This is a genomic window from Thalassobacillus devorans (genome assembly GCF_900176565.1).
Taxonomy (GTDB): Bacteria; Bacillota; Bacilli; order Bacillales; family Halobacillaceae; genus Thalassobacillus; species Thalassobacillus devorans_A.
Map to the genome: position 1 here is coordinate 534240 of NZ_FXEH01000004.1, position 23804 is coordinate 558043.

32 protein-coding genes are annotated in these 23804 nt (G+C 42.3%); 17 read left to right on the forward strand and 15 right to left on the reverse strand.

All coding sequences use genetic code 11. The features are described 5' to 3' along the window. Window positions 1-26 precede the first annotated feature (26 nt). From B9Y67_RS04560 to B9Y67_RS20930, 3 genes are all read right to left on the reverse strand, one after another. Complete coding sequence (locus B9Y67_RS04560) at window positions 27-380, reverse strand: DNA-binding transcriptional response regulator (RefSeq protein ID WP_085505573.1); 354 nt, start codon at window positions 378-380, stop codon at window positions 27-29. Between the two features lie 179 nt (window positions 381-559). Next, window positions 560-1240, reverse strand: coding sequence for a hypothetical protein (locus B9Y67_RS20925; protein WP_254901699.1), 681 nt, complete (start codon window positions 1238-1240; stop codon window positions 560-562). Beyond that, entirely contained in the window at window positions 1153-1641 is a 489-nt protein-coding gene (locus B9Y67_RS20930) for an NAD(P)/FAD-dependent oxidoreductase (protein WP_254901700.1), read from the reverse strand. Before B9Y67_RS20930 ends, B9Y67_RS20925 begins: the two co-directional genes overlap by 88 nt. Before the next feature lie 105 nt (window positions 1642-1746). Here B9Y67_RS20930 and B9Y67_RS04570 point away from each other — a divergent pair, with 105 nt between their 5' ends. Then, entirely contained in the window at window positions 1747-1956 is a 210-nt protein-coding gene (locus B9Y67_RS04570) for a YozQ family protein (protein ID WP_085505574.1), read from the forward strand. After that, window positions 1940-2206 carry an alpha/beta-type small acid-soluble spore protein gene (locus tag B9Y67_RS04575; protein WP_085505575.1) on the forward strand — a complete coding sequence of 89 codons (267 nt, stop codon included), beginning with the start codon at window positions 1940-1942 and terminating at the stop codon, window positions 2204-2206. The genes B9Y67_RS04570 and B9Y67_RS04575 overlap by 17 nt, the downstream gene beginning before the upstream one ends. A gap of 28 nt (window positions 2207-2234) precedes the next feature. Here the strand turns inward: B9Y67_RS04575 and B9Y67_RS04580 are convergent, their stop codons facing one another. Then, a complete protein-coding gene (locus B9Y67_RS04580) occupies window positions 2235-3251 on the reverse strand; it encodes a S8 family peptidase (RefSeq protein ID WP_085505576.1) in 1017 nt (338 codons plus the stop codon). Window positions 3252-3471: 220 nt separating this feature from the next. Here B9Y67_RS04580 and B9Y67_RS04585 point away from each other — a divergent pair, with 220 nt between their 5' ends. The 3 genes from B9Y67_RS04585 (at window position 3472) to B9Y67_RS04595 (ending at window position 4967) form a co-directional block, all read left to right on the forward strand. Next, a complete protein-coding gene (locus tag B9Y67_RS04585; protein WP_085505656.1) occupies window positions 3472-4188 on the forward strand; it encodes a Na-translocating system protein MpsC family protein in 717 nt (238 codons plus the stop codon). A gap of 82 nt (window positions 4189-4270) precedes the next feature. Then, window positions 4271-4480, forward strand: a complete 210-nt coding sequence (locus B9Y67_RS04590; protein ID WP_139823727.1) for a hypothetical protein — start codon at window positions 4271-4273, stop codon at window positions 4478-4480. Window positions 4481-4601: 121 nt separating this feature from the next. Beyond that, window positions 4602-4967 (forward strand): thiol-disulfide oxidoreductase DCC family protein, encoded by a 366-nt coding sequence (locus B9Y67_RS04595; protein ID WP_085505578.1) that lies wholly within the window; start codon window positions 4602-4604, stop codon window positions 4965-4967. Between the two features lie 164 nt (window positions 4968-5131). Here the strand turns inward: B9Y67_RS04595 and thpD are convergent, their stop codons facing one another. Then, window positions 5132-6031: an ectoine hydroxylase gene (gene thpD, locus B9Y67_RS04600; protein WP_085505579.1), complete on the reverse strand. Its 900-nt coding sequence runs from the start codon at window positions 6029-6031 to the stop codon at window positions 5132-5134. 386 nt (window positions 6032-6417) lie between these two features. On the opposite strand from thpD, the gene B9Y67_RS04605 reads away from it, so the two are divergent. From B9Y67_RS04605 to B9Y67_RS04625, 5 genes are all read left to right on the forward strand, one after another. After that, on the forward strand, window positions 6418-6669 hold the full coding sequence (locus tag B9Y67_RS04605; protein ID WP_085505580.1) for a hypothetical protein: 252 nt from the start codon (window positions 6418-6420) through the stop codon (window positions 6667-6669). A 189-nt stretch (window positions 6670-6858) separates the two neighbouring features. After that, a complete protein-coding gene (locus B9Y67_RS04610; protein WP_085505581.1) occupies window positions 6859-7638 on the forward strand; it encodes an ABC transporter ATP-binding protein in 780 nt (259 codons plus the stop codon). Next, entirely contained in the window at window positions 7616-8377 is a 762-nt protein-coding gene (locus tag B9Y67_RS04615; protein WP_085505582.1) for an ABC transporter permease, read from the forward strand. The genes B9Y67_RS04610 and B9Y67_RS04615 overlap by 23 nt, the downstream gene beginning before the upstream one ends. 19 nt (window positions 8378-8396) lie before the next feature. After that, window positions 8397-9401 carry an aliphatic sulfonate ABC transporter substrate-binding protein gene (locus tag B9Y67_RS04620; RefSeq protein ID WP_085505583.1) on the forward strand — a complete coding sequence of 335 codons (1005 nt, stop codon included), beginning with the start codon at window positions 8397-8399 and terminating at the stop codon, window positions 9399-9401. Between the two features lie 165 nt (window positions 9402-9566). Beyond that, entirely contained in the window at window positions 9567-10202 is a 636-nt protein-coding gene (locus B9Y67_RS04625) for a DUF3298 and DUF4163 domain-containing protein (protein WP_085505584.1), read from the forward strand. A gap of 344 nt (window positions 10203-10546) precedes the next feature. On the opposite strand, the gene B9Y67_RS20400 is transcribed toward B9Y67_RS04625, so the two are convergent. The 4 genes from B9Y67_RS20400 to B9Y67_RS04640 form a co-directional block, all read right to left on the reverse strand. Continuing rightward, window positions 10547-10669: a YfhE family protein gene (locus B9Y67_RS20400; protein ID WP_139823728.1), complete on the reverse strand. Its 123-nt coding sequence runs from the start codon at window positions 10667-10669 to the stop codon at window positions 10547-10549. A gap of 84 nt (window positions 10670-10753) precedes the next feature. Further along, window positions 10754-11302, reverse strand: coding sequence for a GNAT family N-acetyltransferase (locus B9Y67_RS04630; RefSeq protein ID WP_085505585.1), 549 nt, complete (start codon window positions 11300-11302; stop codon window positions 10754-10756). Window positions 11303-11650: 348 nt separating this feature from the next. Continuing rightward, the gene (locus B9Y67_RS04635; RefSeq protein ID WP_085505586.1) at window positions 11651-12772 is read right to left on the reverse strand and encodes an amidohydrolase; all 1122 of its coding nucleotides are present in this window, start codon (window positions 12770-12772) and stop codon (window positions 11651-11653) included. A 148-nt stretch (window positions 12773-12920) separates the two neighbouring features. Then, window positions 12921-13826 (reverse strand): TIGR01777 family oxidoreductase, encoded by a 906-nt coding sequence (locus tag B9Y67_RS04640; RefSeq protein ID WP_085505587.1) that lies wholly within the window; start codon window positions 13824-13826, stop codon window positions 12921-12923. A gap of 120 nt (window positions 13827-13946) precedes the next feature. Between B9Y67_RS04640 and recX the strand changes: the two genes are divergently transcribed. Then, on the forward strand, window positions 13947-14762 hold the full coding sequence (recX, locus tag B9Y67_RS04645; RefSeq protein ID WP_085505588.1) for a recombination regulator RecX: 816 nt from the start codon (window positions 13947-13949) through the stop codon (window positions 14760-14762). 126 nt (window positions 14763-14888) lie between these two features. On the opposite strand, the gene B9Y67_RS04650 is transcribed toward recX, so the two are convergent. Further along, window positions 14889-15680 carry a Cof-type HAD-IIB family hydrolase gene (locus B9Y67_RS04650; protein ID WP_085505589.1) on the reverse strand — a complete coding sequence of 264 codons (792 nt, stop codon included), beginning with the start codon at window positions 15678-15680 and terminating at the stop codon, window positions 14889-14891. Between the two features lie 125 nt (window positions 15681-15805). Here B9Y67_RS04650 and glcT point away from each other — a divergent pair, with 125 nt between their 5' ends. The 3 genes from glcT (at window position 15806) to B9Y67_RS04665 (ending at window position 19237) form a co-directional block, all read left to right on the forward strand. Further along, window positions 15806-16651, forward strand: a complete 846-nt coding sequence (gene glcT / locus B9Y67_RS04655) for a glucose PTS transporter transcription antiterminator GlcT (protein WP_085505590.1) — start codon at window positions 15806-15808, stop codon at window positions 16649-16651. Between the two features lie 251 nt (window positions 16652-16902). Further along, window positions 16903-18942 carry a glucose-specific PTS transporter subunit IIBC gene (gene ptsG / locus B9Y67_RS04660; RefSeq protein WP_085505591.1) on the forward strand — a complete coding sequence of 680 codons (2040 nt, stop codon included), beginning with the start codon at window positions 16903-16905 and terminating at the stop codon, window positions 18940-18942. Window positions 18943-18970: 28 nt separating this feature from the next. Then, complete coding sequence (locus tag B9Y67_RS04665; protein WP_085505592.1) at window positions 18971-19237, forward strand: phosphocarrier protein HPr; 267 nt, start codon at window positions 18971-18973, stop codon at window positions 19235-19237. A gap of 73 nt (window positions 19238-19310) precedes the next feature. Here the strand turns inward: B9Y67_RS04665 and B9Y67_RS04670 are convergent, their stop codons facing one another. Continuing rightward, window positions 19311-19970: an SDR family oxidoreductase gene (locus B9Y67_RS04670; RefSeq protein WP_139823729.1), complete on the reverse strand. Its 660-nt coding sequence runs from the start codon at window positions 19968-19970 to the stop codon at window positions 19311-19313. A gap of 87 nt (window positions 19971-20057) precedes the next feature. Here B9Y67_RS04670 and B9Y67_RS04675 point away from each other — a divergent pair, with 87 nt between their 5' ends. After that, entirely contained in the window at window positions 20058-20396 is a 339-nt protein-coding gene (locus B9Y67_RS04675; RefSeq protein ID WP_085505593.1) for a YfhH family protein, read from the forward strand. Window positions 20397-20440: 44 nt separating this feature from the next. Here the strand turns inward: B9Y67_RS04675 and B9Y67_RS04680 are convergent, their stop codons facing one another. Further along, entirely contained in the window at window positions 20441-20614 is a 174-nt protein-coding gene (locus B9Y67_RS04680) for a YpzG family protein (RefSeq protein ID WP_085505594.1), read from the reverse strand. After that, window positions 20614-20778: a small, acid-soluble spore protein K gene (sspK, locus tag B9Y67_RS04685; protein ID WP_085505595.1), complete on the reverse strand. Its 165-nt coding sequence runs from the start codon at window positions 20776-20778 to the stop codon at window positions 20614-20616. Before sspK ends, B9Y67_RS04680 begins: the two co-directional genes overlap by 1 nt. Window positions 20779-20893: 115 nt before the next feature. Here sspK and B9Y67_RS04690 point away from each other — a divergent pair, with 115 nt between their 5' ends. Continuing rightward, window positions 20894-21160 (forward strand): YfhJ family protein, encoded by a 267-nt coding sequence (locus tag B9Y67_RS04690; protein ID WP_085505658.1) that lies wholly within the window; start codon window positions 20894-20896, stop codon window positions 21158-21160. A 76-nt stretch (window positions 21161-21236) separates the two neighbouring features. On the opposite strand, the gene B9Y67_RS04695 is transcribed toward B9Y67_RS04690, so the two are convergent. Further along, window positions 21237-22229, reverse strand: a complete 993-nt coding sequence (locus B9Y67_RS04695; protein WP_085505596.1) for a metal-dependent hydrolase — start codon at window positions 22227-22229, stop codon at window positions 21237-21239. Between the two features lie 123 nt (window positions 22230-22352). Here B9Y67_RS04695 and mutY point away from each other — a divergent pair, with 123 nt between their 5' ends. Next, entirely contained in the window at window positions 22353-23441 is a 1089-nt protein-coding gene (gene mutY / locus B9Y67_RS04700; RefSeq protein WP_085505597.1) for an A/G-specific adenine glycosylase, read from the forward strand. A gap of 98 nt (window positions 23442-23539) precedes the next feature. Here the strand turns inward: mutY and B9Y67_RS04705 are convergent, their stop codons facing one another. Further along, window positions 23540-23782: a cytosolic protein gene (locus B9Y67_RS04705; protein ID WP_085505598.1), complete on the reverse strand. Its 243-nt coding sequence runs from the start codon at window positions 23780-23782 to the stop codon at window positions 23540-23542. Window positions 23783-23804: the final 22 nt, after the last annotated feature.

Consider the following 23804-nt stretch of genomic DNA (forward strand, 5'->3'; position numbering starts at 1 on the left):
ATGGTCAAAATACGGCTCTTTTTCTGTTATGAATTTTCTTCAAGGACATTATAAATCGTGGGGAGGAGGTTATAGTAGCGGGGCTTTAAGAGGAAATGATCCACATTATATTCCATTGATAATTTGAGTGTATCTTCATCATGATGGTGCAATACAATGATCACGCTTGCATCTTTTGCGAGGCTATTCACCTCAGGCAATATGGAAAAGCATGATTCATCCAACAGGATGACATTGATGTTATGTTCATTCAGAAGGGATTTTAAATTGGAAATGTCCTGGCCCTCACAATGGCTGAATATACCTTCATCAGAAAAAACATGCTGAAGGTGTTCGAGGTCTGACGAATTTTTGGAAAGTATTAAAATGCGTGGTTCCATTGATGCTCCTCCTTTCAAGGGCCCGTAGTATATAACGGTTAAAGTAGGATGACTCAGAAAAATGGAGGAAAAAGCGCACTTAAGAGCAATTGCAACATTGACGTTGCCATTAGATTTCCTACGACCCTTCTTCCATGCTAACAGACATAAGGCGTCAATTAAACCGTCATTTGTACCAGCTATCTGTGGGACGGATGTGTCAGTGTACTAAGCACTTTCAATAAATTGATGTTGGACCCTGCAAGCAGCTTTCGTACCGGCTTGTAATGCAAATATTTTGTAATTAAATCCAGCTGATCATTACTTAAGGCTTCCAATTTTCTTCGTAGGGTCAGCGAATCGTGATAGTTCTGATATAGGACCTGGACATCTTCTTCATAATTGCTGAGGCCGCAAAGGTCATGAGCAGCATAAATGCCGGTCAGTATCGAAGTGAATTGGCCAAATCCAAGGAAAGGATTGATGGCCCCAAGACAGTTGCCCACAAAGAAAGTATTCCCTATTCGTGGGTATTTACTTTTTCCGATTACATAATTATCAAGATCGAATTGCTGGTTAACACTTAATTTCTGTTTAAGCGTTTGTTCTGCTTTTCCATGGATAACTTTCCAAAGCTTATTTTTGTCGATTGCCAGGTTTTCTTTATATTTCGGATAAACTAAAACGAGGTGCCCTTCGGTATTGGAAAACGGGAGGAAGTAAACCATTCCTTTCGGGACAAGCTCATTGTCATACCAGGTATGCACTTCATTATGGACAAAATCACCCTTGACTATTGCACCTGCAAACGTAGCTTTAAACGCTGTATCGAAGGATTGGATGCTTTGCGTGTCAAGAGGATCTCCAGTAGCCAGGACCACGTGGGTGTATTTTTTCGAGATCTCTTCATATTTGACTTGCTTTTCAAGTGGATCGGGCTTTTTACTTGTTCTGCCAGCTGCCTTTCATAAGAATTCTTATCTTTTCCACGTTTATTGGTATAACCCAAATGACCTTCCAGAAAGGAAGTTTCGTTCGGCGAATGGACAAATATCTTTTGAATATTGGTAGTGGGCTTTAAGTGGATATCGTGTGTTTCTGATAAGTATTTAATGGCGTCATCGATAGGCCTATGCAAAAGCGGGGACATCGCTTCCCCAATCAACGGGCGGTCGCCAACTTTTTTTCTCTTTTCAAAAATATCGGGGGAATACCCGTGCTTTTCCAACGTGAGGGCGCACGATAATCCTGCTAAGCCAGCACCTATAATTGCAATATTCATACACTCGTCCTCCTCCATTACATTTTCTGCTGTAAGGATTGGTTTTATACGTTAGTTATAATTGCTGGTCATGTGAAGAAACTAAGGGAGAAGGAGGTTTGACGTATGAAAAAACAACGTAAAAATAATAACTATCAAAATCAAAAAACGGAACAATTCACCGACGGGGCAGCCATCACCCATGAACAAGTCTCCGATACGCTGACAGAGGGTACAATTGATGGTCAAATCGATCAGGTTGACGAAGATGGAAAGCTTATCAGCCATGACGGTGAAGCATTGAAAAGGATGAACCCCGATGGGAAGAAGAAATAAGATCCTTGTTCCGGAAGCGCGGGAAGGTCTGGATCAGCTGAAAGAAAAGTTATTGAATGAACGTTACGGTACGAGTGACAAATACGAAATGGCAAAAGAACAGGGGCTACCGTTGTCAGAAGGATATAATGGGGAAATTAAAGCAAAGGACGCTGGGAGAATGGGGGGCGCCATCGGCGGCAGTATGGTAAGAGAACTGGTCAAAATGGCAGAACAGCAGCTGGGACAAAATAAAGAACAGCACAAGTAATTCCTGTGCTGTTCTTTTCTTTCCGCTATTAAGGCTGCATGGACTTGATTTTGGCTTCATTTCTGGCAATGGTCGCTTGCCAGTCCTGGGTATATACACTAAGAATGTCGTTGATCTTATCAATAAGCCCAAGGCGTACCAGACCATTACCTTCTGCTTGTTTCGAATAGCCAAGCGGCATCGTACGCTTGATGAGCTGAGCGTAGAGTTCTGGCTCGGTAAGCTTTCGCTGGAATTGTGATTCTGCTAAATTGATCAGCAGCGCAAGGGCTCCGGATACATGAGGAGTTGCCATCGACGTACCGCTTAGCCGGGCATATTCTCCATTGAGATAAGTAGAAAGAATATTTACTCCAGGGGCTACTAGATCAATCTCATTATTTGTATTCGTAAAGTCGGCCATTTTCCTGTCAAAGTCGATCGCGCCAACCTGTATCACTTCGTTATAGGCGCCAGGATAGCCGAACTCATCGGTATCTTCCCGTCCATCACCGGCATTGCCGGCTGCACAAACAACGGCAATATCCTGATTGACCGCATGCTTGATAGCCTCATGAAGTTCCGGAATATCGCGGGGACCGCCAAGGGACAGGGACATGACTCGTACACGTTCACCAGCAGGGCCTTCCCAGTTGGTGGCATACTCAATTGCATCAATGATCCAATCCATTCTTCCTCTGCCGCCACCCGATAATACTTTCAATATAAGAAGGTCTGACTGAGGAGCGACTCCGACAACTCCAGTTCCATTCTCTGTTGCAGCAATGGTCCCAGCTACATGTGTCCCATGTCCATTGTTATCTTCAAAGTTGTTTTCATCACCATCATAATCGGTCGTGAAGTTTTTTCCAGCAATGATTCTATCTTTTAATTCAGGATGATCGGTTTGACAACCCGTATCAATTACCGCAATGACATTTCCTTTACCCTGTTCGGTCTGATCCCACAATAGCGGCGCCTCGATCATTTCTACACCTTCCGGGACGTTAGATGATAAGGGCAGGACTTCTTCCACTTGAAAGGGAATCAGTTTAAGCTCGTCCATTTGTCATCCTCCTTTTGATTACAAGTTTAGAATATTCTAACAATTAAATTGTACCAAAACTGAGGAATGTTTTGTATGGGTCTAACCTCCCTCGTCGTAGGTATTAACACATGTAAAAAAATAAAAATACCGCGTTTGACTTTCGTTTAGAAGAGGAAGGATTTATACTAGAATAGGAGTCGGGAATAAAACGTCCTGACTTAAAAAAGGGATGAATGAAATGGATAAACAATCCGTACAAGCTGATATAGCCAGCTACACAGGTAAACTGCTGAGGGATAACTTTGGAAAAGGACCTTCCTCGGTATATGTTTCCATTGAAGAGCCGTATATCACCATCTATCTGCGTGAATTTTTAGCACCGATGGAGCGGGTGCTTGTCAAACAGAAGAATGATATGAAAGTAGAAGAAACAAGGGATTTACTGATGGAAGAGCTGCTCCCTGATATCCGCGCAACGCTTCGTATGATGACCGGATATGAAATCGACGATGTATTTTATGACTGGTCGCTGCCTAATCGTTCCGGAATGTTCCTGGGGGTTATAGCCAAAAAGGATAAGAATGAAGAAATTCATCTTTCTGATTACCCCGACAAGGAAAAAATTCATGAGGAAATCATCCGGGTCAGTGAGCAGGCTGAAAAAGCTCCCACAAAAGTTGATTCTTTCATGCTGAACGATCGGACGTTAATGGTCGTCCGTGATGGCATTTTAGTTCGAATCGAGAAAGAATTGATTCGTTCCGGGTTCGGTGAAACGTTGAAGCTTACAAAAAGACAGCTAGAAAAAGGGCTGCTAAGTAAATCCTATTGTGAAAATATACTTGAAACAGAAGTCATCGATGTGTTTGTAGATTGGGACTTCCAGGAAGACAAAAGTTATATTGTATTTATTTTAAAACCGAAGAAGCCAGGTGGAAATGGGCCGGACAATTAGAGTCGGACATAAGCCGGAAAAGGGATCATACCTTTTTCGGCTTTTTTAATTGGATTTTAATATGGTAAAGGAAGGGGAAGGTATGAAATATATTGTAATAGCAGAAGATTCAAACCAATTAAGAGTACAATTTGCCCAGCAGGAAGAAGAAGTATTATTTTCTACCTATGAGGAGGCTCAGGCGTTTATCGAACAAGTTCACGCAGAGAATGTGCTTCCGGATAAATATCAATTAAGTATTGAACGATATGATAGGGAAGAAAAGGTACAGGATAGAGAAGGTCAAAGTTGAATTGTAAGAGGATAAAATCCCGCAGTATGGCTGCGGGATCGGCCCCCATTTCTTACATAAAATGCTCCTGAGTTTATTCCGCAATGCATAGGGCAATAGTAGAAGTAAAGGAGATGATTCCATGAAACATACGGTCTTCTACGACGCTCAGTGTCCCCTTTGCTACAATGTGAAACGAGTGCTGCGCAAGCTCGACTGGTTCCAAAAAATCGATTGGATTGCCGTGCAGGATACGGAGAATAATAGCGATTATTCCTTTTTGCATGGGAAAGATATTTATGATCAAATCTATATGAGAACATCTGGCGGCAAACTGCTGGCAGGTTTTTTTACGATCCGAAAACTGTTGATTTCCCTGCCGCTTACCTTTTATGCTGGTTTACTGCTTTATCTGCCATTTGTAAGCCGTATCGGTTCTCCGCTATATAAGTGGGTGTCGAAAAACCGTTACGACTGGTTCGGCAGGTATGACCAGCCAAGAGAGTAACGACTACCTCGCTTTGGCTTCTTTTCTAACCTCGTAAAACTTCGCTATATTTGAAAATATTTTATAAAAATAAGTAAAGGCTGTCCCAGGGTGAAATCCCGGAACAGCCTTTTTTCTCTAGTAAGCTGACAGCATATTTATCAGGAAAGTTCTTTAGATGTTTTCTAGTTGGTACTGAATTTCGGTGCACCGTCACGGACGGCGATGAATTCAGGACGTTCTTTGCCTCCAGAGAATGGCTTGACTAATTGGTTTTCGACACTGTTGTAAACCATAAACAGATTGTTACGGCTGTAAGGAGTGATATTACCGTTAGAGCCGTGCATGGTGTTGCTTTCGAACAAGGTGATTGATCCGGCCTTGCCGGTCGGCACGGAAATGCCGCCGCCTTGTTCCGCCAGCCAGCTTAGGCTGTCATGGTCTGGAACCCCAAGCTTTTGCTTTTTCAATGACTCTTTGTAGTTGTCATCTGGTGTTTCACCTACACAACTGACATAGTAGTTTTGGGACCCTGGTATCAACATCAAAGGCCCGTTGAACGTATAGTTGTCGGACAATGCGATGGATAGGCTTACAGCACGCATTCGCGGCATACCATCTTCTACATGCCAGGTTTCAAAGTCGGAATGCCAGTCGAATTCCTTACCTGTAAACCCGGGTTTATAGTTGATTCTGGACTGGTGAATATAGACGTCGCTTCCAAGTAAGTGATTGACTATATCAAGTATACGCTGGTCATATGCTACTTTTTTGAAATATTCATCATCATTGTGAACGTGGAATATGGATCTGATTTCATCACTTTCTGGTTCGCGAATAACTTTGTCAGAAACAACATCTTTGCTGTCTGCTTGTAATTCGAAAATCCCCTTTTGCAGCTCAGATACTTCATCTTCCGAGAAGAAATTTTCAATTTGCAAGAAACCGTTTTGTTCATACGAATCAAGCTGCTCTTTAGATAGTGGTGCCTGATCATCTTTAGAACGATCCGTGTGGATGACAGGATCCTTTCGTTTCACTATTTCAGGCTGGTTATTTTTTCTAGAAGGATAAAGATCTTCCATTCTAAAACACTCCTTATGTCGAATTTTCCAAGCGACTCGTCTACAAATGTGTCTGCTTTTTTTTGGCTGGCTGCCAGCTTACATATAATAGAAAGAACTTTCCATCGTACGGGGATTTTACCCATCAAAATTTGCAATTAAACGCCTAAAATTCAAATTTTTTGTAAAAAAAAGAAAATAGAAGCTTAGACGCAATAAATCCAGATACAATAGGGTGTTTTCGATGAGCAGCTGCTCAAAACGATACAAGGTATCTCATGAAACTTAAAAAAATTAATAAGCTGGACATTAAAAGATTATGACAAAAATTTTACAAAGAAGTTTTTAAGGGGGGAGTGAACGGGTACATAAAAAATAAGAATAAAGAGCATGATGGGGGCACAAATATGAATTTAAAAGAGCAACTATTAGAAAAAGGATATAACAATATTGATATTATGGTCATCGACGAAGAGAACAATCAATCGACCATCCCGGATTTGTCTTTGCACAAAATCAACAATTTGGAATATAAGCTGTATCTGGACCCGAAATCAGTGGATGTCAATTTGGATAATGAGCATCCCTATTTCACAGCAAAACAGCGAAATGAAGAGGGAAGAGATGTTAATATCAAAGGCTTTATCCTGGAATGGTAAAGCAGAAGAAGGCGCGTGTTCTATAAAGGACCGCGTTTTTTTTGTTTTAAAAACATTAAGAGAAGCTAATTATTTCTAATGCGAAAATTAAGAAATTAGTTGACACCTTTTAAACAAACCTCGTATACTCTATATTAACGATTAATTCCGACTAAATTTATTGGAATAATTATATTGGGGTGTGCGTATATGTTTTTACAGGTGAACAACGTGGCAAAAACGTTTGCTGAACATGAAGTGTTTTCTGGTATCGACCTTTCCATACACGAGAATCAGTTTGTATCTTTACTTGGTCCCTCCGGGTGTGGGAAATCTACGTTGCTTTCTATGGTTGCCGGTCTTGAAGCAGCGACAGAAGGGTCGATCAGCCTGGGAGGTAAAACCATCCTGGAACCCGGAACTGACCGGGGGATGGTGTTTCAGCAGCCAGCGTTGTTTCCATGGTTGACAGTAAAGGACAATGTGACTTTTCCATTAAAAGATAAATTATCAAAAAAAGAACAGGATCAAATTGCTGCACACTACTTGAAAATGGTCCACCTTACAAGGTTCAAAGAAGCTTATCCTCATGAATTATCAGGAGGAATGCAGCAACGGGTAGCGATTGCGCGGGCACTGGCAATGGATCCGAAAGTGTTATTAATGGATGAACCTTTCGGAGCGCTGGATGAACAGACCCGCCATATACTCCATGATGAACTGATGAAAATCTTCCAAGAAACGAAAAAGACGATCTTATTCGTTACACACAGCATCCAGGAAGCAATCAAATTATCAGATCGGGTGATTGTGATGGGGACACGACCGGGTAGAATCATTGCAGATTTTCCAGTGGATGTGGAACGTCCCCGTCAACGTGATGATTCGCGGGTGATCGAACTGGAGCAGGAAATCATGGAACTATTGAAAGGCGAAATCAATAAAGTTTTGAAGGAAGAGTTGGATCATGAAACTAAGCATTTTACTTAAAAGAGTCCTATTCATTGGCGTTTTGTTGGCGATTTGGCAAGGTGTCTATATGTCTGGATATTTTCCAGCCATTCAGTTCCCGCCACCTACAAAAGTATTTCAGGCCATGGTGGAAGGGTTTGCTGATGGCAAGCTGGTAAGTGCGCTGCTGGCAAGTTTCAAGCACCTGTTGATTGGTCTTGGTCTTGCAATTGGAATCGGTACATTGATAGGTGTGTTACTCGGGAAATCAAGACAGGCGGATGAGACAGCGGGGATGTACTTGATTGCCATGCAAAGTATTCCAAGTATTGTATGGGTTCCGCTTGCAATCATGTTGATTGGGTTGAATGAAACTGCCGTCATATTTGTAGTCGTTCTGGGTGGAACCTTCGTGATGGCACTGAATACGAGAACAGCTATTCACAGCGTTCCTCCTGAATTCATCAAGGCAGCTAGAACGATGGGGACGAAAGGAATGCGGCTGTTTTTCAAAGTAGAAGTGCCGGCAAGTCTTCCTTATTTCATGAGTGGTATACGGCTGGCGTGGGCATTCAGCTGGCGAGCATTGATGGCTGGTGAGCTGTTAAGCAACGGCCCGGGATTAGGTTACTCACTCCGGTATGCGATGGATTTCGCACAAATGGAGGTTGTCATAGGAATTATTATTATTGTTGGTGTGATTGGATCTGTTGTCGATCAGCTTTTTTTCTCGAAAATGGAGAAGAAAGTGATGAGGCGATGGGGATTATTAAAATAATTTAAAGAGGTGAATAGATATGAAAAAGTGGTTGTCTTTATTATCTGTGGTTGTCTTAGGATTGATTTTAACAGCTTGTGGGACGAGTGAATCTGCATCTGGCAGTAAGGGAAAAAATGATAAAATTGTCATTGGGTATTTCCCGAATATTAACCATGTGGCAGGCATGGTGGCGGAAGAGAAGGAATTATATGAACAGACACTGCCTGATGGCACAGAAGTCGAATATAAGTACTTCCCGGATGGTTCGGCATTTATGACTGCAATAGAAACAGGTGAAATACAAGGTGGTCTTGTAGGGCCAGGACCTGCGATGAACCATTATATGAGTGGGGCAGAAATCAATATTGTAGCGGCTGGTTCGACAGGTGGAACGGTCATCATGGCCCGGGAAGGCTCGGGAATTGAGTCACCGGAACAGCTTAAGGATTCTACATTTGTTTCCCCGCGCGTAGGTTGCACGCATGACGTACAATTCGAGGCCTTGATGATGAGAGAGTATGACCTGAAATCGGATCGGTTAAAGGGTGAAATGAAACACGTTACCGGGAAACCGGCGACTTATTCCCAATTATTTGCCAGCAAGCGAATCGATGCAGCCGCTGTACCAGAGCCATGGGCATCAAAAATTGAGGAAGAAGGGCATGGAAAAGTATTAGTTGAAGGAGATGACGTGGCATTCAACGATACCCTGCCTGCAGCTGTGTTTGTAACAAGTTCAGAGTTAAAAGAGAATGACCCGGAACTAGTGCAACATATGGTGGATGCTCATAAAGAAGCGACTACATTTATTCAGGATAATCCGGAAGAAGCGAAAGAAATTGCTATCAAGAAGATCAAAGACATTACCGAACAGGAATTATCCGCAACTGTTATCGACAGTGCATGGGAACGTATTGATTTCACCTATGAAGTTAAACTGGAAGATTTGGAAGCATTTGCAGCAGCTTCCTTTGAATTAGAGTTCCTGAAAGAACATCCAGACCTAGACGGACTGGTTGATACCACATTTATTGAAGAATAAGAAGTTTAAGTGATCTCGATAATAACTATATAAATCAATCGAATAAAGCTTAGAGCGCCTTTAGCGCTCTAAGCTTTATTTATGCACATGATTTCTATATGAAATCTCCAATTATGCAATAAGATTCAGGAAAAAGGTGACACTAACGAGAAAGGAGGGTTTAGGATGAAAGTTCGTATAGTATGGAGTCTTTTGACTATTTTCATGCTTTGGGCCGGAGCGGCGGGAAATGTCCAGGCAAAAGAGGGCATGCTCTATGAAATGAAAAACTTGGATGAAGTCGACAATCAAAGGGAAATTCATATTCAATATCCGGAATTTACTGGTTTGAAGGATCTGTCATTTCAAGAGAAGTTGAATGGGTTGATTGAAAAGAGCGTGAACGGATATATAGCCGAAGTTAAAGAAGCAGCAGAAAGTCAGGACTTCCCCGTTCGTTTTTTTGGAGAGACGACGGTAATGCAGGATAAGAATTTCTTCTCTATCCTTATGTCGTCCAGTCTTTCCCGAGGAAATACGTTCAGCGGAGATGTTGAATCGTTCAATTTTTATAATCAGGAAAAAGCTCAACTAATTTCTTTGATGGACATCATGGACTTAGACAAAATTGATAAGGAAGTACAAGCACAGCTGAATGATAAACCTGAACAATTTTTTGTGGAAGATTTCCGGGGAGTAAGGCCGGAGACTGCTTTTTATATACAAGGTGGCGAGCTCGTATTGATTTTCAATAAATATGAAATTGCACCAGGAGTCTATGGAAATCCGGAAATCAAAATGCCCGTTAATCACACGTATTAAGACAAAAAAGTGCCGCTATCCCAATGGGAAAGCGGCCAATCTGATTGTCTAATTGATTCATTTCAGGGGAGGAATCAATACATTCAGTATTTTTAAGACAATCACTTATAAACAGTATTGTCCACATCCCTAACCTTTTATACATAAATCATCGCGTGATTTATCAACATTATTCACAACCCATGTGGACAAATCGGTCAACAATTTATTAACAATGGGGGAGGTCAATAAAATAGGCTTGTGAACGGTTTACCCACAAAAGGTCTTTTTGTGTGGATAAGTATTGTTAAAAGGTTAGGTATGCTGGTTTGTTAAGTATATACCCCATTTTAATAAATATAATCCTATGATTTTTTAGAACGTTGATAAATTTTATTTGCCTGTTTAAAATCTCTGCCATAGAGCACTTCCTGTGTTTTCGAAAGGGCGCCTTTTGCCGCTTTTGTCTGTCCTTGTTTTGCCTTCACAATTAAAACCTCCTTATTATCTACAGCCTCTCCAATTCTGGCGAATCTATACTAAATATAAAAAGCCTAAGCGGTGGTATCGGCTTAGGCTTCGAGAGCTTCTTCAGATTCTTCTCCACTGTAGTAATGGAAGAGGTATTGTTCTTTAGTAATGGCAAACAGGTCATAAACGTCTTCTTTTTCATTGATACGCCCATAAATTTCTGGATAATCTTCATTGGCATGGGTGACGTATGGGAGTTTCAAAGCAGCTTTCATGGACCGAGGGTTGTTCCGGCGGATTTTCATGAAGATTGCTTCGATATCAAGTTGAAAAAACAATTCTTCGAAAAAAGCTTCTTTTGCGGGCCGGTTGTAGCCTTTTCCGAAATACGGCTGGCCGATCCATGTGGCCAGAAAGCCTTTGTTATCCGTGATATCGAAAAGGTTGATTGTTCCAATTGGCTGGTTCCATTCATCCATAATTGTCCGGGATATGAGCTCACCGTTTTCTTCCGCTTCAATCGTCTGCCTGGTCAAAAAGTAAAATTCATCACTGGAGTAGGCTTTATGACGGACGTAGGGGAAGACTTCCGGATGGCTCATCAGCTCAAACAATACAGGTGCATCATGCAAATCACGCTTTTTCAACATTAAAAAACCCTCCTTATCTGCAAAAGGAGGGCAGTCGGGTCGTAGGGAAAGGAACCTGCTGTGGACGCGACCACCCTCGAATTTTTATCAATTGCTCACAAAAATCCGGGGTGGGAATCGAACCCACTAGAACCAGTCAAGCTGGTGGCGCACCATTTGCCTTCCCATACTCCGCTCTATGAAAAATCTTTGATTTTCTCAGATCGTTGGATTAATCATAATCGATTTCGAAAGAAAAATAAATAGGCATTTGACTAATTTTTTTATTTATTTTTTCAACAAATTATGGCAACAATTAATCAGTCATGAATCCTTGTATTGGCAGGGGGAGCCTCCGCCTTTATCCAATTATTTTCTATATATAATATCCCCGTTTACCATTGTCCATAATGGCTTGGACATGTATTCGAACGGGTGGCCATTCCAAAGAACGAGGTCAGCGTCTTTACCTCGCTCGATAGAACCGACGCGGTGGTCGACACCGAGGTTTCTGGCGGGTGTGATCGTAATTCCTTCTAGCGCTGTTTCGATATCTAACCCTTCTCTGGTAGCCAGGGCAGCACAAATATTCAAGTATTGGATGGGAGTATAGGGGTGATCGGTCGTTATAGACACCTTAATGCCGCTGCTTGCCAGCGTATGGTAGGTCGCCCATGTTTTATTTTTCAATTCGATTTTGGATCGTCTCGTAAAAGTCGGCCCTACCGATACTTGTAAATCACGCCCTTGCAGCTCTTCAGCAATCAAGTGACCTTCCGTACAATGTTCGATGCGAAGGTCAAGGTTAAATTCATCTGCAAAACGGATAGCACTTAGAATATCATCCGCACGATGGGCGTGGATCCGTACAGGGATTTCCCGCTCTAACACTCGGACAATTGGTTTTACTCGTAAATCATCAGGGTTATCAGCATGCTTGGCGTGGTAAAATGTTTCTCGCAGCATCCCCATGATGCCGAGCCTTGTAATGGAATCATTTCGGGAAGTGGAATGAACACGCTTTGGATTCTCTCCAAGTGCAAGCTTCAGTCCGGCTGTATCACGGAGCAGCATGCCAGCTATATTTTTTCCGTTATTTTTGATGACGGAGGTCATACCTCCAATGATATTGGCACTGCCAGGCATAATGTGAGCGGTTGTAACACCGGCACGGATGGCATCAGCGAACGCTGGATCAAGAGGGTGGGCTCCGTCCATGGCTCGTAAGTGTGGCGTCATTGCTTCGATCGTTTCATTGGCGTCACTTCCTGCCCAGCCTGTACCTTCGTCATATAACCCTAAATGGGTATGAACATCTATGAATCCGGGAAAAAGCATGTTTTGCTTTCCGTCTATGAGGTGTGCGTTCTCGGGAGCCTTTATACTCCTTCCGAAATCCACAATTTTATTTCCTTCAATTAAAACTTGCCCGTTATCAATCCGCGGGGAAGTCACTGGGAAAAGCGTCACATTGGTTATTAGAGTTTGCATGATTTTTCTTGCCTTTCTGCTGGTTGATTTTTTTTCTATTACAACTCTATTATATGCGAAGATTTACTGGAAGAGTATGTTAAAAAAATGCCTCGGGGGCATTTATGTGAATAATTGAAACCAAATAAAACGATCAGGAGAGTTTCTCCTAATCGTTAAAAATGTCTTGCAAGGCTGGTTTTAAATCAGGATATTTAAAATCATAACCATAGGCGATCGCTTTTTTAGGAATGACATGCTGGCCATCCAGGAGGAGGGTGCTCATGTCTCCAAGTGCTGTCTTGATAGCAAAAGAGGGGGCGAGGAGCCAATGGGGACGGTTCAGTACGTCACCAAGCGTTTTTCCGAAATCTTTATTACGTTTCGGGTGCGGGGCAGTCGCATTAACCGGACCGACAACCTCTTTGTTGGAAATAGCAAAGTCGATCAGCCCGACGACATCATCGATGTGAATCCATGATAGCCACTGCTCTCCTGTACCAACTTTTCCTCCAGCCATCACTTTGTAAGGGATAGCCATTTTAGGCAATGCTCCCTCTTCACCAAGAATGATACCGAATCGTAAGTAAACCGTACGTACACCCTCGTCTGCGGCCTGGGATGCACGTTTTTCCCATTCTGTGACGACATTTGCGAGGAATCCGCTCCCTGGAGTGGTCGTATCTTCGGTGAATGTTTCCGTCATAGAATTACCGTAAAAACCTACGGCTGAAGCATTAACGAGTACTTCCGGTTTTTTCTTCAACTTTTTGACAAGTTCTAAGATGCCCTCTGTTGCTTTAATCCGGCTTTCTAAAATGCTGCGTTTTCGTTCTTCGGTCCATCTTCCACTATTTAACGATTCTCCAGCCAAATTGACAATGGCATCCACCTCATCTAATTGAGAGTCTGGGGTGTATTCCGGTTTTAACCAGCCAATATATTTGATGTTCGTGGTATCTTTATGTTTTTCTGGGCTGCGGGTCAATACATAAACCTCATGACCTTCTAAAACCAGGTGGTTGGTCAACTGCTGACCAACAAATCCTGTACCGCCTGTTACTGCAATTTTCATCTAAGATTCCTCCCTTTATGAGGTTTGGTTAAATTTTACTTTAATTAGCCGGAAAATGCGATTCGTACAATTGTCCGTGGGATCGTTCATCATGATAAAATAAACAAGAGGTGAAAAGTTTTGGCAAAAATCACGCGGATAACAACACAAAAAAAGAAAAAAGATCGCTTTAATATATTTTTAGACTTCGGACAGGGAGAGTCCTATGGTTTCAGTGTTTCTGAAGATATCCTTGTTAAGGAGTCCCTTCACAAGGGGATGGAACTTGATGATGGTGAAATAAAAGCCCTTGTTGAAAAGGATGACTTACAAAAATCCTATACCCTTGCTATCCACTATTTAAGCTACCGAATGCGTTCGGAAAAAGAAATACGGGATTACCTGGATAAAAAAGAAACAGATCCCGAACAAATTGAAGTGATTGTTGACCGGCTGTATAAAGAAAAACTATTGGATGATCAGGAATTTGCAAATTCTTTGGTAAGAAGCAGAATCCACACATCAAGCAAGGGGCCGCTCATGATTAAAAAAGACCTGATTGAAAAAGGAGTTTCAGCTGCTAAAGCTGAGGAGGCACTTACGAATTATTCTTTTGAAGATCAATATGAGAAAGCAATGAAGTTTGCAGAGAAGAAACTGCGGTCAGGTGGCAAGAAATCCTTCCGGCAGCAGGTACAAAACCTCCAGCAGACATTAATGCAAAAGGGATTTACCAATAATGTGGTCCAGGAAGTCATTGCCAACCTGCCAGCACAGGAGGAAGAAGATGCCGAATGGCAAGCAGTTGTTTATCAAGGAGAAAAAGTCCTGCGTAAATACGAACGAAAAGCAGAAGGTTTTGAACTGAAGCAGAAAGTGAAAGGCGCTCTCTATCGTAAAGGTTTCCAAATCGACGAAATCCAACGGTTCATAGAAGAAAATATAGTTGAAGAATAAAGTTTCCATGATGGAGCCTTATTTTATTGGGGGTTAATCAGCGGAAAAAGCAAGACTGGCAAGCCCCTGGAGAGGCTTGCCATTCATTCACTCCGTATGCTAGTGGTTTAAGGCCATGGTTCAACCTTAGATGAGTTTTTTACTTTCAAGGTCATCGATTGCTTCATAAACATGGTCGACAACATGGGCGGCCTGCTTCTGAACTTCTGGATGAGCATTACTCATGGCATAGCTATGAGGAGCCAACTGAAACATCGGAATATCGTTGAAAGAATCTCCGATAACTGCAATTTGTTCAGACTTCAAGCCTGTTTGTTCAAACAGTGCCTGGAGACCACTGGCTTTGTTGATCCCTTTCGGCACGAGATCTACACACGTTTCGTGTGAAACGAAACAATCAAGTTTCTGACTGTACTTTTCATCAATCTTTCTTTGCAGGGCCATCACATCTGGTTCTTTCCCATGCACGGTGATTTTCGATGCATCTACTTCAACACCTAAAGCATCAGCCAATTCAGGATTAACCTGGATGTCATGAATCAATTGTTCTGAGATCAAATCAATCCACTCGTTATGCTGATGGGTGAAGGTTTCCTCAGCTGTAGAGACAGTCGTCACCATCGGCTCCTTGACAAGGTCGCGATAAACTTGACGCACCACCTCTGCGTCGAAGGTTTCAGCTAGGATATGTGAATTATCTGCTCCATAGACAAAAGCTCCATTTTGACTGATACGGTGACCTTTTTGGCCGATCCGTTCAAAAATGTCCCTGATTTCATGATCCATCCTGCCTGAGGCGACAGCCAAATCCACTCCACGTTTAACCAGCCTATCTATTGCACTTTTATCTTTTTCTTTTATAAAATGATTCATGCCAAGCAAAGTACCATCAAGGTCACTGACAAATAATTTAATCATTCGCTAATCTCCCTTCCATATGACACCATAGACAATAAACGTTATTCTCGATATATTGTATACATTGAAAACGCTTCAAGGCAAAGCAAAACGACCTGGGGGAAATTGAATGAAGGGGGAAGGGCATGGACCAGCAAGTCATTATAGAGAAAGTATTGAATAATAATGTTGTCATCGCGGAACATCCCACCTATAAAGAGGTGGTACTGATTGGAAAGGGAATCGGGTTCAATAGGAAAAAAGGTGCGTCTATTACATTTGATGAAGCCGATAAGACGTTTTTACTTCGTGATGAGGAGCAGAAGGAGCAGTACGTGAACTTACTGCCTTATGTAGAAGAAGACTTCATCGATTTTATGAATGACATTTTGCTGCACATTGAAAACAAGATGAATCAAAGCTTGAATGAGCATATCCATGTTGCGCTTACGGACCATATCGCTTTTGCTATCAACCGGGCCAAACAGGATATGCAGTTCAACAACCCTTTTTTATTCGAAATTGAAACACTTTATCCAAAAGAATACCAGGTGGCGATGGAAGTAGTAGAAATGATCAACAGTAAAGAAGGCATCGAATTTCCTGAAGGGGAAACAGGATTCATTGCTTTGCATATTCATAGCGCGGTGACAGACAAAACATTGAGTGATATTAATAAACATTACCAGCTTATTTCTCAAATGGTGGAAGTCATTGAAGAGTCACTGGAGGTTACTATTGATAAAAATAGTGTCGATTATCACCGGCTGGTTCAGCATTTAAGACGTGCCATCGATCGGATACATGTAGGGGAAGAAGTCGGGGAAGAAAATCGTCTCGCGGAAATGTTGAAAACAGAATATCCATTATGCTATAATCTATCTTGGAAGTTGATAAAAGTGATGCAGAAACAATTAAATAAGCCAGTGGATGAATCAGAAGCGATTTATTTAACGATTCATCTACAGCGATTAGTCAACCATAAAACGTAATTATACGTGTTACTGATACGATCAGGCATGAGTATAAAAAGTTTTAAAGGTTTTCAATGGGGTAACTGTACCCTTTGAGGCCAAATAAAACTTTTTTGCTCATGCTTTTTTTATTACTTACAACGTCGATTCTATTGGCGTTTAAAATTTCAGGGAAAATGGAAGCGGTTTATTTCATTTTTCTGAAAAATCATATCCCATGACTAACTTATGGCTTCTGTATCACACTAAAACAAAAGGAGGAACTTTCCATGTTCAAAAATGCTTTTGGTACATTGCAAAAAGTCGGTAAAGCATTGATGCTTCCGGTTGCGTTGCTGCCTGCTGCTGGTATTTTGCTGGCTTTCGGTACGACGTTCCAGCAGGAATCCTTCCTCGAACGTGTACCTGCGTTCGAAGCAAACTGGATTCAGGTTTTTTCACAAGTAATGGCATCCGCCGGTGACATCGTATTTGCCAACTTACCACTGTTATTTGCCGTTGGTGTAGCCATCGGACTGGCAGGCGGAGATGGGGTAGCGGGTCTGGCTGCTATCATCGGTTATTTGATTATGAATGTCACGATGGGGGTATTGGGCCAAGTCGATGCAGATATGGCAGCCAATTCACCAGCATATGCTGAAGTGCTTGGTACACCTACCCTGCAAACCGGTGTATTCGGAGGTATCATCGTCGGTATATTAGCAGCGTTTTTATACAATAAGTATTTTAATATCGAGCTGCCGCAATTCCTTGGTTTCTTTGCCGGTAAGCGGTTCGTCCCGATTGTAACAGCATTCTCAGCTGTATTCTTAGGTATTCTTATGCTATTCGTATGGCCGTTTGCACAGGATGGATTAAATGCTTTATCCCACGTAATGCTTAATACAAATATCCATATTGCTGCCCTTGTTTTCGGTATCATTGAACGGTCATTGATTCCGTTCGGGCTTCACCATATTTTCTATTCACCGTTCTGGTTCGAATTCGGATCCTATGTGACCGAAGCTGGAAACACGGTCCGTGGGGACCAGCAAATCTTCTTTGCTCAGCTTCGTGATGGAGTAGAGTTTACTGCCGGTACATTCATGGTTGGTAAATTCCCATTCATGATGTTCGGTCTTCCGGCTGCAGCACTTGCGATTTATCATACAGCGAGACCGGAACGTAAGAAGGTAGTCGGCGGTATTATGGCATCTGCTGCGTTGACTTCTTTCTTGACTGGTATCACGGAACCAATTGAGTTCTCATTCTTATTCGTAGCACCATTACTGTTCGGTATCCACGCAGTTTTTGCTGGTCTATCGTTCATGACGATGTCGCTGCTTGATGTTAAGATTGGACAAACGTTCTCTGGTGGGTTGATTGACTTCATCCTGTTTGGTATTTTACCTAACCGTACCGACTGGTGGTGGGTAATTATCGTAGGACTGATCTTCTCTGTCATTTACTACTTTGGATTCCGTTGGGCAATTCTTAAGTTCAACCTGGCAACTCCAGGTCGTGAAGACGATGAAGTAGATGCCGATGAAGACAGTGAAATAGGAGATCTTCCTTATGAAATCCTCGAGGCCATGGGCGGACAAGGAAATATCGCTCATTTGGATGCTTGTATCACACGTCTTCGCGTCTCTGTCAACGACAAAGGTGACGTTGATAAAAACCGACTGAAGAAACTTGGAGCATCCGGTGTTATGGAAGTCGGGAATAATATTCAGGCAATCTTCGGTCCAAGATCTGACAGTTTGCGGGGACAAATGCAAGACATCATCAACGGAAAAGCGCCTCGTGCTGTAGCAGAAGATCGCTCGGAAGTTGCAGAGGAAGCAAAAGATGCAGAAGTACCTGTCGGCGGGGAAGATTTCAATTTTGTAAGTCCGCTGCAAGGAGAAATCATGCCAATCACTGAAGTACCGGACCAAGTCTTCTCTGGAAAAATGATGGGTGATGGTTTCGCTATCAAACCTAGTGATGGTAAAGTCGTTTCTCCTGTAAACGGTAAGATATTGAATGTATTCCCGACTAAGCACGCGATAGGTATCCAGGCTGAAAACGGAATGGAAATTCTGGTTCACATTGGAATCGATACGGTTAAGCTAAAAGGGGAAGGCTTCGAAGCGATGATTGAGGAAGGCGACGAAGTCAAGCAAGGACAAGAGTTGATGAAAGTGGATTTGGATTATGTAAAAGACAATGCAACTTCAATCATCACTCCAGTCATCTTTACAAACTTGCAGGAAGGTCAGGAAGTAAAGATTGCAAAACCAGGCGAAGTGCGTCATAATGACCCTGGTATCATTGAAATTAACTAAAAAATTATATAAATGAGGAGAGATTCAAATGGTAGAACAAACAATGAAAATTACAGCAGCAGACGGGCTACACGCTCGCCCGGCGACAGCAATGGTTCAGGTAGCAGGTCAATATCAATCAGATGTGAACCTGGAGTATAAAGACAAGTCCGTTAACTTAAAGTCCATTATGGGTGTTATGTCCCTTGGCATCCCTAATGATGCAGAGATTAAATTGACTGCGGATGGAGAAGACGAAAAAGAAGCACTAGAAGCCGTAGTAAATAAAGTGAAAGAAGAAGGACTTGGAGAGTAATTTCCATAAAAAAATAAAAGCTGCTGGCCTCTTTAAAGGAGGTTCAGCAGCTTTTTTTTTATATTTGATAATATTAGGAATCGACTTTAATCTCTTTACGGCGATCGTCTTCCGTGAAAATTATATCAGCAACGCCTTCAGGGCCTTTCAGACGGGACGGATCAGCAACATGATCGCTTTCTGACCAGAATGGCGTATTCATACCGCCCATGTATACAGCTGTCGCTGATATCGGCTGGTCTTCCCATTCTTTCTGAAGGCTTTCTGTGAAGCCGCGAACTGCGAATTTGCTGGCACAATAAACCGACTCATTCACTTTACCACGGAGCCCCGCAGTGGAAATGATGTTCAGGACTCTGCCTACTGATTCTTTTAGTAGTGGAAGAGCTTCCTGAGTCATCAGTATCGTTCCTTTTACATTGGTATCCAGCATTTTATCGATATCTGCTTCTTTCAATGTTGATAATTCGCCAAATATTCCAATGCCGGCATTATTAATCAGTACATCAATCCGGTCCAATTGACGAATCGCTTCTCTAACGGATGCAGGCTCTGTGACATCACAAATATAGGATTCAGCCGCTCCGCCTTCCTTAAGTATTTCAGTTCGGACCAGGGATAATTTGCGTTCCGTTCTCCCCAGCAGGATAACTTCGTAACCTTCCTTGGCATAACGGTGCGCTAATGCTCTGCCTAATCCAGTACCGCCCCCGGTAATTACAGCTTTTCCCACATGAATTCCCCTTTCCTCAATGTTCCTCATTTCCATTGTGAAGAATGCTTGTTAAAATGTAAATGGATAACCATAGGAGGGAATATAATGGAACGCAGATATAGTGATATGTCCATCGAGGAATTACGCCGGGAAATCGGCGAGTTGACGGATAAAGCAAGAAAGGCAGAACAAATGGGGATGGTGAATGAGTACGCTGTTTATGAGCGAAAGATCATTATGGCAAAATCTTATATGCTGAACCCGGCTGATTTCAAGCCAGGAGAGGAATACCAGATCGAAGGAGATCCAGCACATAACTTCAGGATCGTATACATGAACGGCACATTTGCCTGGGGATACCGTTTGAACGATCAAGGGGAAAAGGTTAGTGAAGAGGAAGAAGAAGCACTGCCGATTTCCATGCTTGGCAAAAAAATGAATTAATTTAAAAAGCGCGCCTGTATGGAGGCGCGCTTTATTACTGGAAGTCAGGCACGTTTATTCATCTGTACTTCCGTGATGATTTCGGATTGCGTCTGCTGTGTTTCACCATTTACCTGGTGAGCAGCATGCTTCGGGTTGGCACGAGGAGAATCGAACGGGTCGCTATACAAATTATCAAAGAAATCTTTGTGAGGTTTCCGTCCTTTTTTTCTACCCATTATATTTCACCTTTCCCTTCGTCCAGCCTGTGTGAAGAGCGGGCCATACGCTCTTTCGGATGAGTGTTTATCGAACCATCGGCCCGTTTGGAAGCAAATTCCGCTTTAGCCCTTGGTTCTCCATTCATTTTCTTTTCTGGAAAGCCAACAGTTTTATTTCGCATTTTTTTTTAGCCTCCTATAGCATCAAATCATGATGCAAGTATAGTTTATGTAAATTCAAAACAGCTATGTGTTACAATGAGGAAGTAATGATTGGGAACATATGAGGTGACAAAAATGGAAGAAATTTTTCAGCGTCTTGCTGATCAGTTATATGAAAAAAACCCGTCGTTATCGATTGATGAAGCGCGCACTTGGGTTGAGCTTTTATGGGAAGATTTTGAAGCGACAAGAGCGAAGGCGGGGCATGAATACCAGGGAAAGCAATTGACCGAGCAGATTGTGACGCAGTGGATCAACCATTATGGAGCGAAACTGCATGAATTTGCTGCTAACAATCCTAAATATAAAGATATGCTTGCCAGGAAAAGGCCCTTAAATTGAATAAAAATAAGAGGCTGGTTCCTATCGGTGTCTCCCCTGATCAAAGGGAAGGCACCACTAGGAGTCAGCCTCTTCTTCATGAATCCAATGGAACAGGATCCAGTTTACTTTTCAGTTTTTCTTCTGTAAACACCCATCCTGTATAAGAATTCATAATTTCCAAAGTGGAATCATCGATTTGAGCTACCGCAACAAATGGATATCTTCCGCGTGAACGATAACGTAAATCAATAAATCGCACTTCGGTGTGTTCATTGTAATAAGTCATTTCCCAACGATATACCGGGGAGAATGACAGGAAAGCTTTGATATTATGATCTTCCATAGCTCTTTTCATAATCGGGTCATCTTCCGGGATGGTTTGCCGCGGAAATTCATCTAAAATGATGATATGCCCATTCTCTGCCTTTCCCACATAATAATGTTCATTTGTGGTAATGGCGATCCGCCAGTTATTTTGTTTCATGGTCGGTGAAGTAGCAATTTGCTCAACATTTTCAAAGTGATCATGGACCAGTCTGACCATCTCGCGTTTGTCAAAGTAACGTTTTACATAGTAGAGAGCGATGACAAAGTAGATGATCAGCCAGGTTAACCCAGGATTAGCTCCCAGGTTCCAGGCTACGATACCCGCGATATGCATTAAAAAGATGTAAAGGTCGAAGGTATTAATGAAGCCGTATGCAACCCATCGTTTTGTAAACGGCCGATAGGCTTGCGTTCCGTAGGCATTGAATACATCGACGAACACGTGCAAAATCACTGCTAAGAAAGTCCAGAGCCATAAATGAAGGAAACTGACCTCTGGAAGGAAAGCATATATGACTCCGGATAATGCAAGGCCCCAAAAGATGACCGCTGGTATCGAATGGGTAATGCCCCGATGGTTTCGAATATAAACGGCGTTATTTTTTAATTTTAGTATCGTATCGAAATCAGGCGCCTGGGAACCAACCATGGTACCGACAAGTACGGCATTGAACAAGACCGGGTCATTCTGAACCACTGGATCAAGCGTAGCCAGCCCTCCCAGGGCGACTCCCATGACAACATGAGTACCGGTATCCATCCAGATACCTCCTTTATGGACTTCTTGGTGGATTTCATTGGTATATACGAACTGGGAGTAATACTATTTTCCCTTACTACTATTAGCTTTTTGATTTAATTGTATCATGAAAGGTGAATCACAATGAAAAATAAACAAACACGAATTAATGGCATTTTATCCGGTTTTAACCGGACGGAATTTCAGCATGATTTGATCAATTGGTTTAAACAGGAACAGCGTGCCCTTCCATGGCGAGATAATCAGGACCCTTATCGAGTATGGGTATCTGAGATCATGCTCCAACAGACCAAAGTCGATACGGTCATCCCTTATTTTCATCGATTTATTGAAAAATTCCCCACACCTGAAATACTTGCTGAAGCGGACGAACAGGAAGTGTTGAAAGCGTGGGAAGGTCTAGGTTACTATTCCCGTGCTCGCAATCTGCAAAACGCCATTCGTGAAGTCGTCAGTGATTATGGTGGTAAAGTTCCGGAAGAAGCTGATGAATTAGGATCCCTCAAAGGTGTTGGTCCATATACAAAAGGAGCTATTTTAAGTATTGCTTATGATAAACCGGAACCTGCTGTTGATGGTAATGTCATGCGTGTCATGTCGCGTATTTTATATCTCGAAGATGACATTGCGAAGCAGGGTACCAAAAAACTGTTCGAGTCTCTCATCCGAGAGGTGATATCAACGGAAGATCCATCGTCTTTCAATCAGGGGTTAATGGAGCTTGGTGCGCTGGTCTGTACTCCGAAATCTCCAAGTTGTATGTTATGTCCGGTACAAGAGCATTGCCGTGCATTCCATGAGGGAGTCGAGCAAGAGCTTCCGATAAAAACAAAAACGAAAAAACAAAAACGAGTTCCCTATGCGGCCATGATAGTTACTAATGATGAAGGTAAAGTTTTAATCCAGCAAAGGCCTGCAGATGGTCTGCTTGCAAATTTATGGGAGTTTCCGATGGTTCCCCTTGCCGATATTGATCGTAACCATCTCGTACATTGGTTTTATGGGGAGTATGGAATCAAAATTAAACAAGAAGAATCCTTAGATAAGATAAAACATGTCTTTTCCCACCTTATTTGGGAGCTGGAAGTGATCCCTGGCGTAATCGAAGCGGGAGAATTGGACCACCCACGAGCCAGGTTTGTTTCTCTGAAGGAATTGGAATCTTATCCGTTTCCAGTTTCCCATCAGAAAATAGCGAAACATGTACAATAAAAAGTTCCAGCCCCATCAGGGTGCTGGAGCTTTTTTCACTTTAAGAAAGTTTCATGCAGCGAACACAAGGGAAGCCGCAATAAAACTATTTTAACGGATTACAAAGGAGCAATCGTTGTCGAACGGACGCTCCTGTGATATTCAGGAATATCTTCTATATGATAGGCGAGCCCGCCACGATTTACAATTTCTTCGTTGATCTCCCTTAGAATCGTTGTGCCTTCTTGATTCAAATAAGGGGCAATTTGAGACAAAGAATAGTGGAAGAAACGCAGTTCTTCATTTTTCCAATCCTGTTTGCTGGTCATGGTCAGCTCGCTCATATCCCGGCCTGTATACATCTTTTTCGCCTCCTCCTTTATT

Bases quoted from the DNA above. Each gene is read 5' to 3' on its own strand.
- B9Y67_RS04680 (WP_085505594.1), bottom strand. From the start codon at position 20,614: ATGGGTAGAAAAAAAGGACGGAAACCTCACAAAGATTTCTTTGATAAT.
- B9Y67_RS04650 (WP_085505589.1), bottom strand. From the start codon at position 15,680: ATGATTAAATTATTTGTCAGTGACCTTGATGGTACTTTGCTTGGCATG.
- B9Y67_RS04690 (WP_085505658.1), top strand. From the start codon at position 20,894: ATGGAAGAAATTTTTCAGCGTCTTGCTGATCAGTTATATGAAAAAAAC.
- B9Y67_RS04570 (WP_085505574.1), top strand. From the start codon at position 1,747: ATGAAAAAACAACGTAAAAATAATAACTATCAAAATCAAAAAACGGAA.
- B9Y67_RS04640 (WP_085505587.1), bottom strand. From the start codon at position 13,826: ATGAAAATTGCAGTAACAGGCGGTACAGGATTTGTTGGTCAGCAGTTG.
- B9Y67_RS04605 (WP_085505580.1), top strand. From the start codon at position 6,418: ATGAATTTAAAAGAGCAACTATTAGAAAAAGGATATAACAATATTGAT.
- B9Y67_RS04595 (WP_085505578.1), top strand. From the start codon at position 4,602: ATGAAACATACGGTCTTCTACGACGCTCAGTGTCCCCTTTGCTACAAT.
- B9Y67_RS04575 (WP_085505575.1), top strand. From the start codon at position 1,940: ATGGGAAGAAGAAATAAGATCCTTGTTCCGGAAGCGCGGGAAGGTCTG.
- B9Y67_RS04560 (WP_085505573.1), bottom strand. From the start codon at position 380: ATGGAACCACGCATTTTAATACTTTCCAAAAATTCGTCAGACCTCGAA.
- B9Y67_RS04610 (WP_085505581.1), top strand. From the start codon at position 6,859: ATGTTTTTACAGGTGAACAACGTGGCAAAAACGTTTGCTGAACATGAA.
- B9Y67_RS04635 (WP_085505586.1), bottom strand. From the start codon at position 12,772: ATGCAAACTCTAATAACCAATGTGACGCTTTTCCCAGTGACTTCCCCG.
- B9Y67_RS04590 (WP_139823727.1), top strand. From the start codon at position 4,271: ATGAAATATATTGTAATAGCAGAAGATTCAAACCAATTAAGAGTACAA.
- mutY (WP_085505597.1), top strand. From the start codon at position 22,353: ATGAAAAATAAACAAACACGAATTAATGGCATTTTATCCGGTTTTAAC.
- B9Y67_RS04585 (WP_085505656.1), top strand. From the start codon at position 3,472: ATGGATAAACAATCCGTACAAGCTGATATAGCCAGCTACACAGGTAAA.
- B9Y67_RS04695 (WP_085505596.1), bottom strand. From the start codon at position 22,229: ATGGATACCGGTACTCATGTTGTCATGGGAGTCGCCCTGGGAGGGCTG.
- sspK (WP_085505595.1), bottom strand. From the start codon at position 20,778: ATGCGAAATAAAACTGTTGGCTTTCCAGAAAAGAAAATGAATGGAGAA.
- B9Y67_RS04580 (WP_085505576.1), bottom strand. From the start codon at position 3,251: ATGGACGAGCTTAAACTGATTCCCTTTCAAGTGGAAGAAGTCCTGCCC.
- B9Y67_RS04675 (WP_085505593.1), top strand. From the start codon at position 20,058: ATGGAACGCAGATATAGTGATATGTCCATCGAGGAATTACGCCGGGAA.
- B9Y67_RS20930 (WP_254901700.1), bottom strand. From the start codon at position 1,641: ATGAATATTGCAATTATAGGTGCTGGCTTAGCAGGATTATCGTGCGCC.
- B9Y67_RS04615 (WP_085505582.1), top strand. From the start codon at position 7,616: ATGAAACTAAGCATTTTACTTAAAAGAGTCCTATTCATTGGCGTTTTG.
- thpD (WP_085505579.1), bottom strand. From the start codon at position 6,031: ATGGAAGATCTTTATCCTTCTAGAAAAAATAACCAGCCTGAAATAGTG.
- B9Y67_RS04620 (WP_085505583.1), top strand. From the start codon at position 8,397: ATGAAAAAGTGGTTGTCTTTATTATCTGTGGTTGTCTTAGGATTGATT.
- B9Y67_RS04630 (WP_085505585.1), bottom strand. From the start codon at position 11,302: ATGTTGAAAAAGCGTGATTTGCATGATGCACCTGTATTGTTTGAGCTG.
- B9Y67_RS04705 (WP_085505598.1), bottom strand. From the start codon at position 23,782: ATGTATACAGGCCGGGATATGAGCGAGCTGACCATGACCAGCAAACAG.
- B9Y67_RS04665 (WP_085505592.1), top strand. From the start codon at position 18,971: ATGGTAGAACAAACAATGAAAATTACAGCAGCAGACGGGCTACACGCT.
- glcT (WP_085505590.1), top strand. From the start codon at position 15,806: ATGGACCAGCAAGTCATTATAGAGAAAGTATTGAATAATAATGTTGTC.
- ptsG (WP_085505591.1), top strand. From the start codon at position 16,903: ATGTTCAAAAATGCTTTTGGTACATTGCAAAAAGTCGGTAAAGCATTG.
- B9Y67_RS04625 (WP_085505584.1), top strand. From the start codon at position 9,567: ATGAAAGTTCGTATAGTATGGAGTCTTTTGACTATTTTCATGCTTTGG.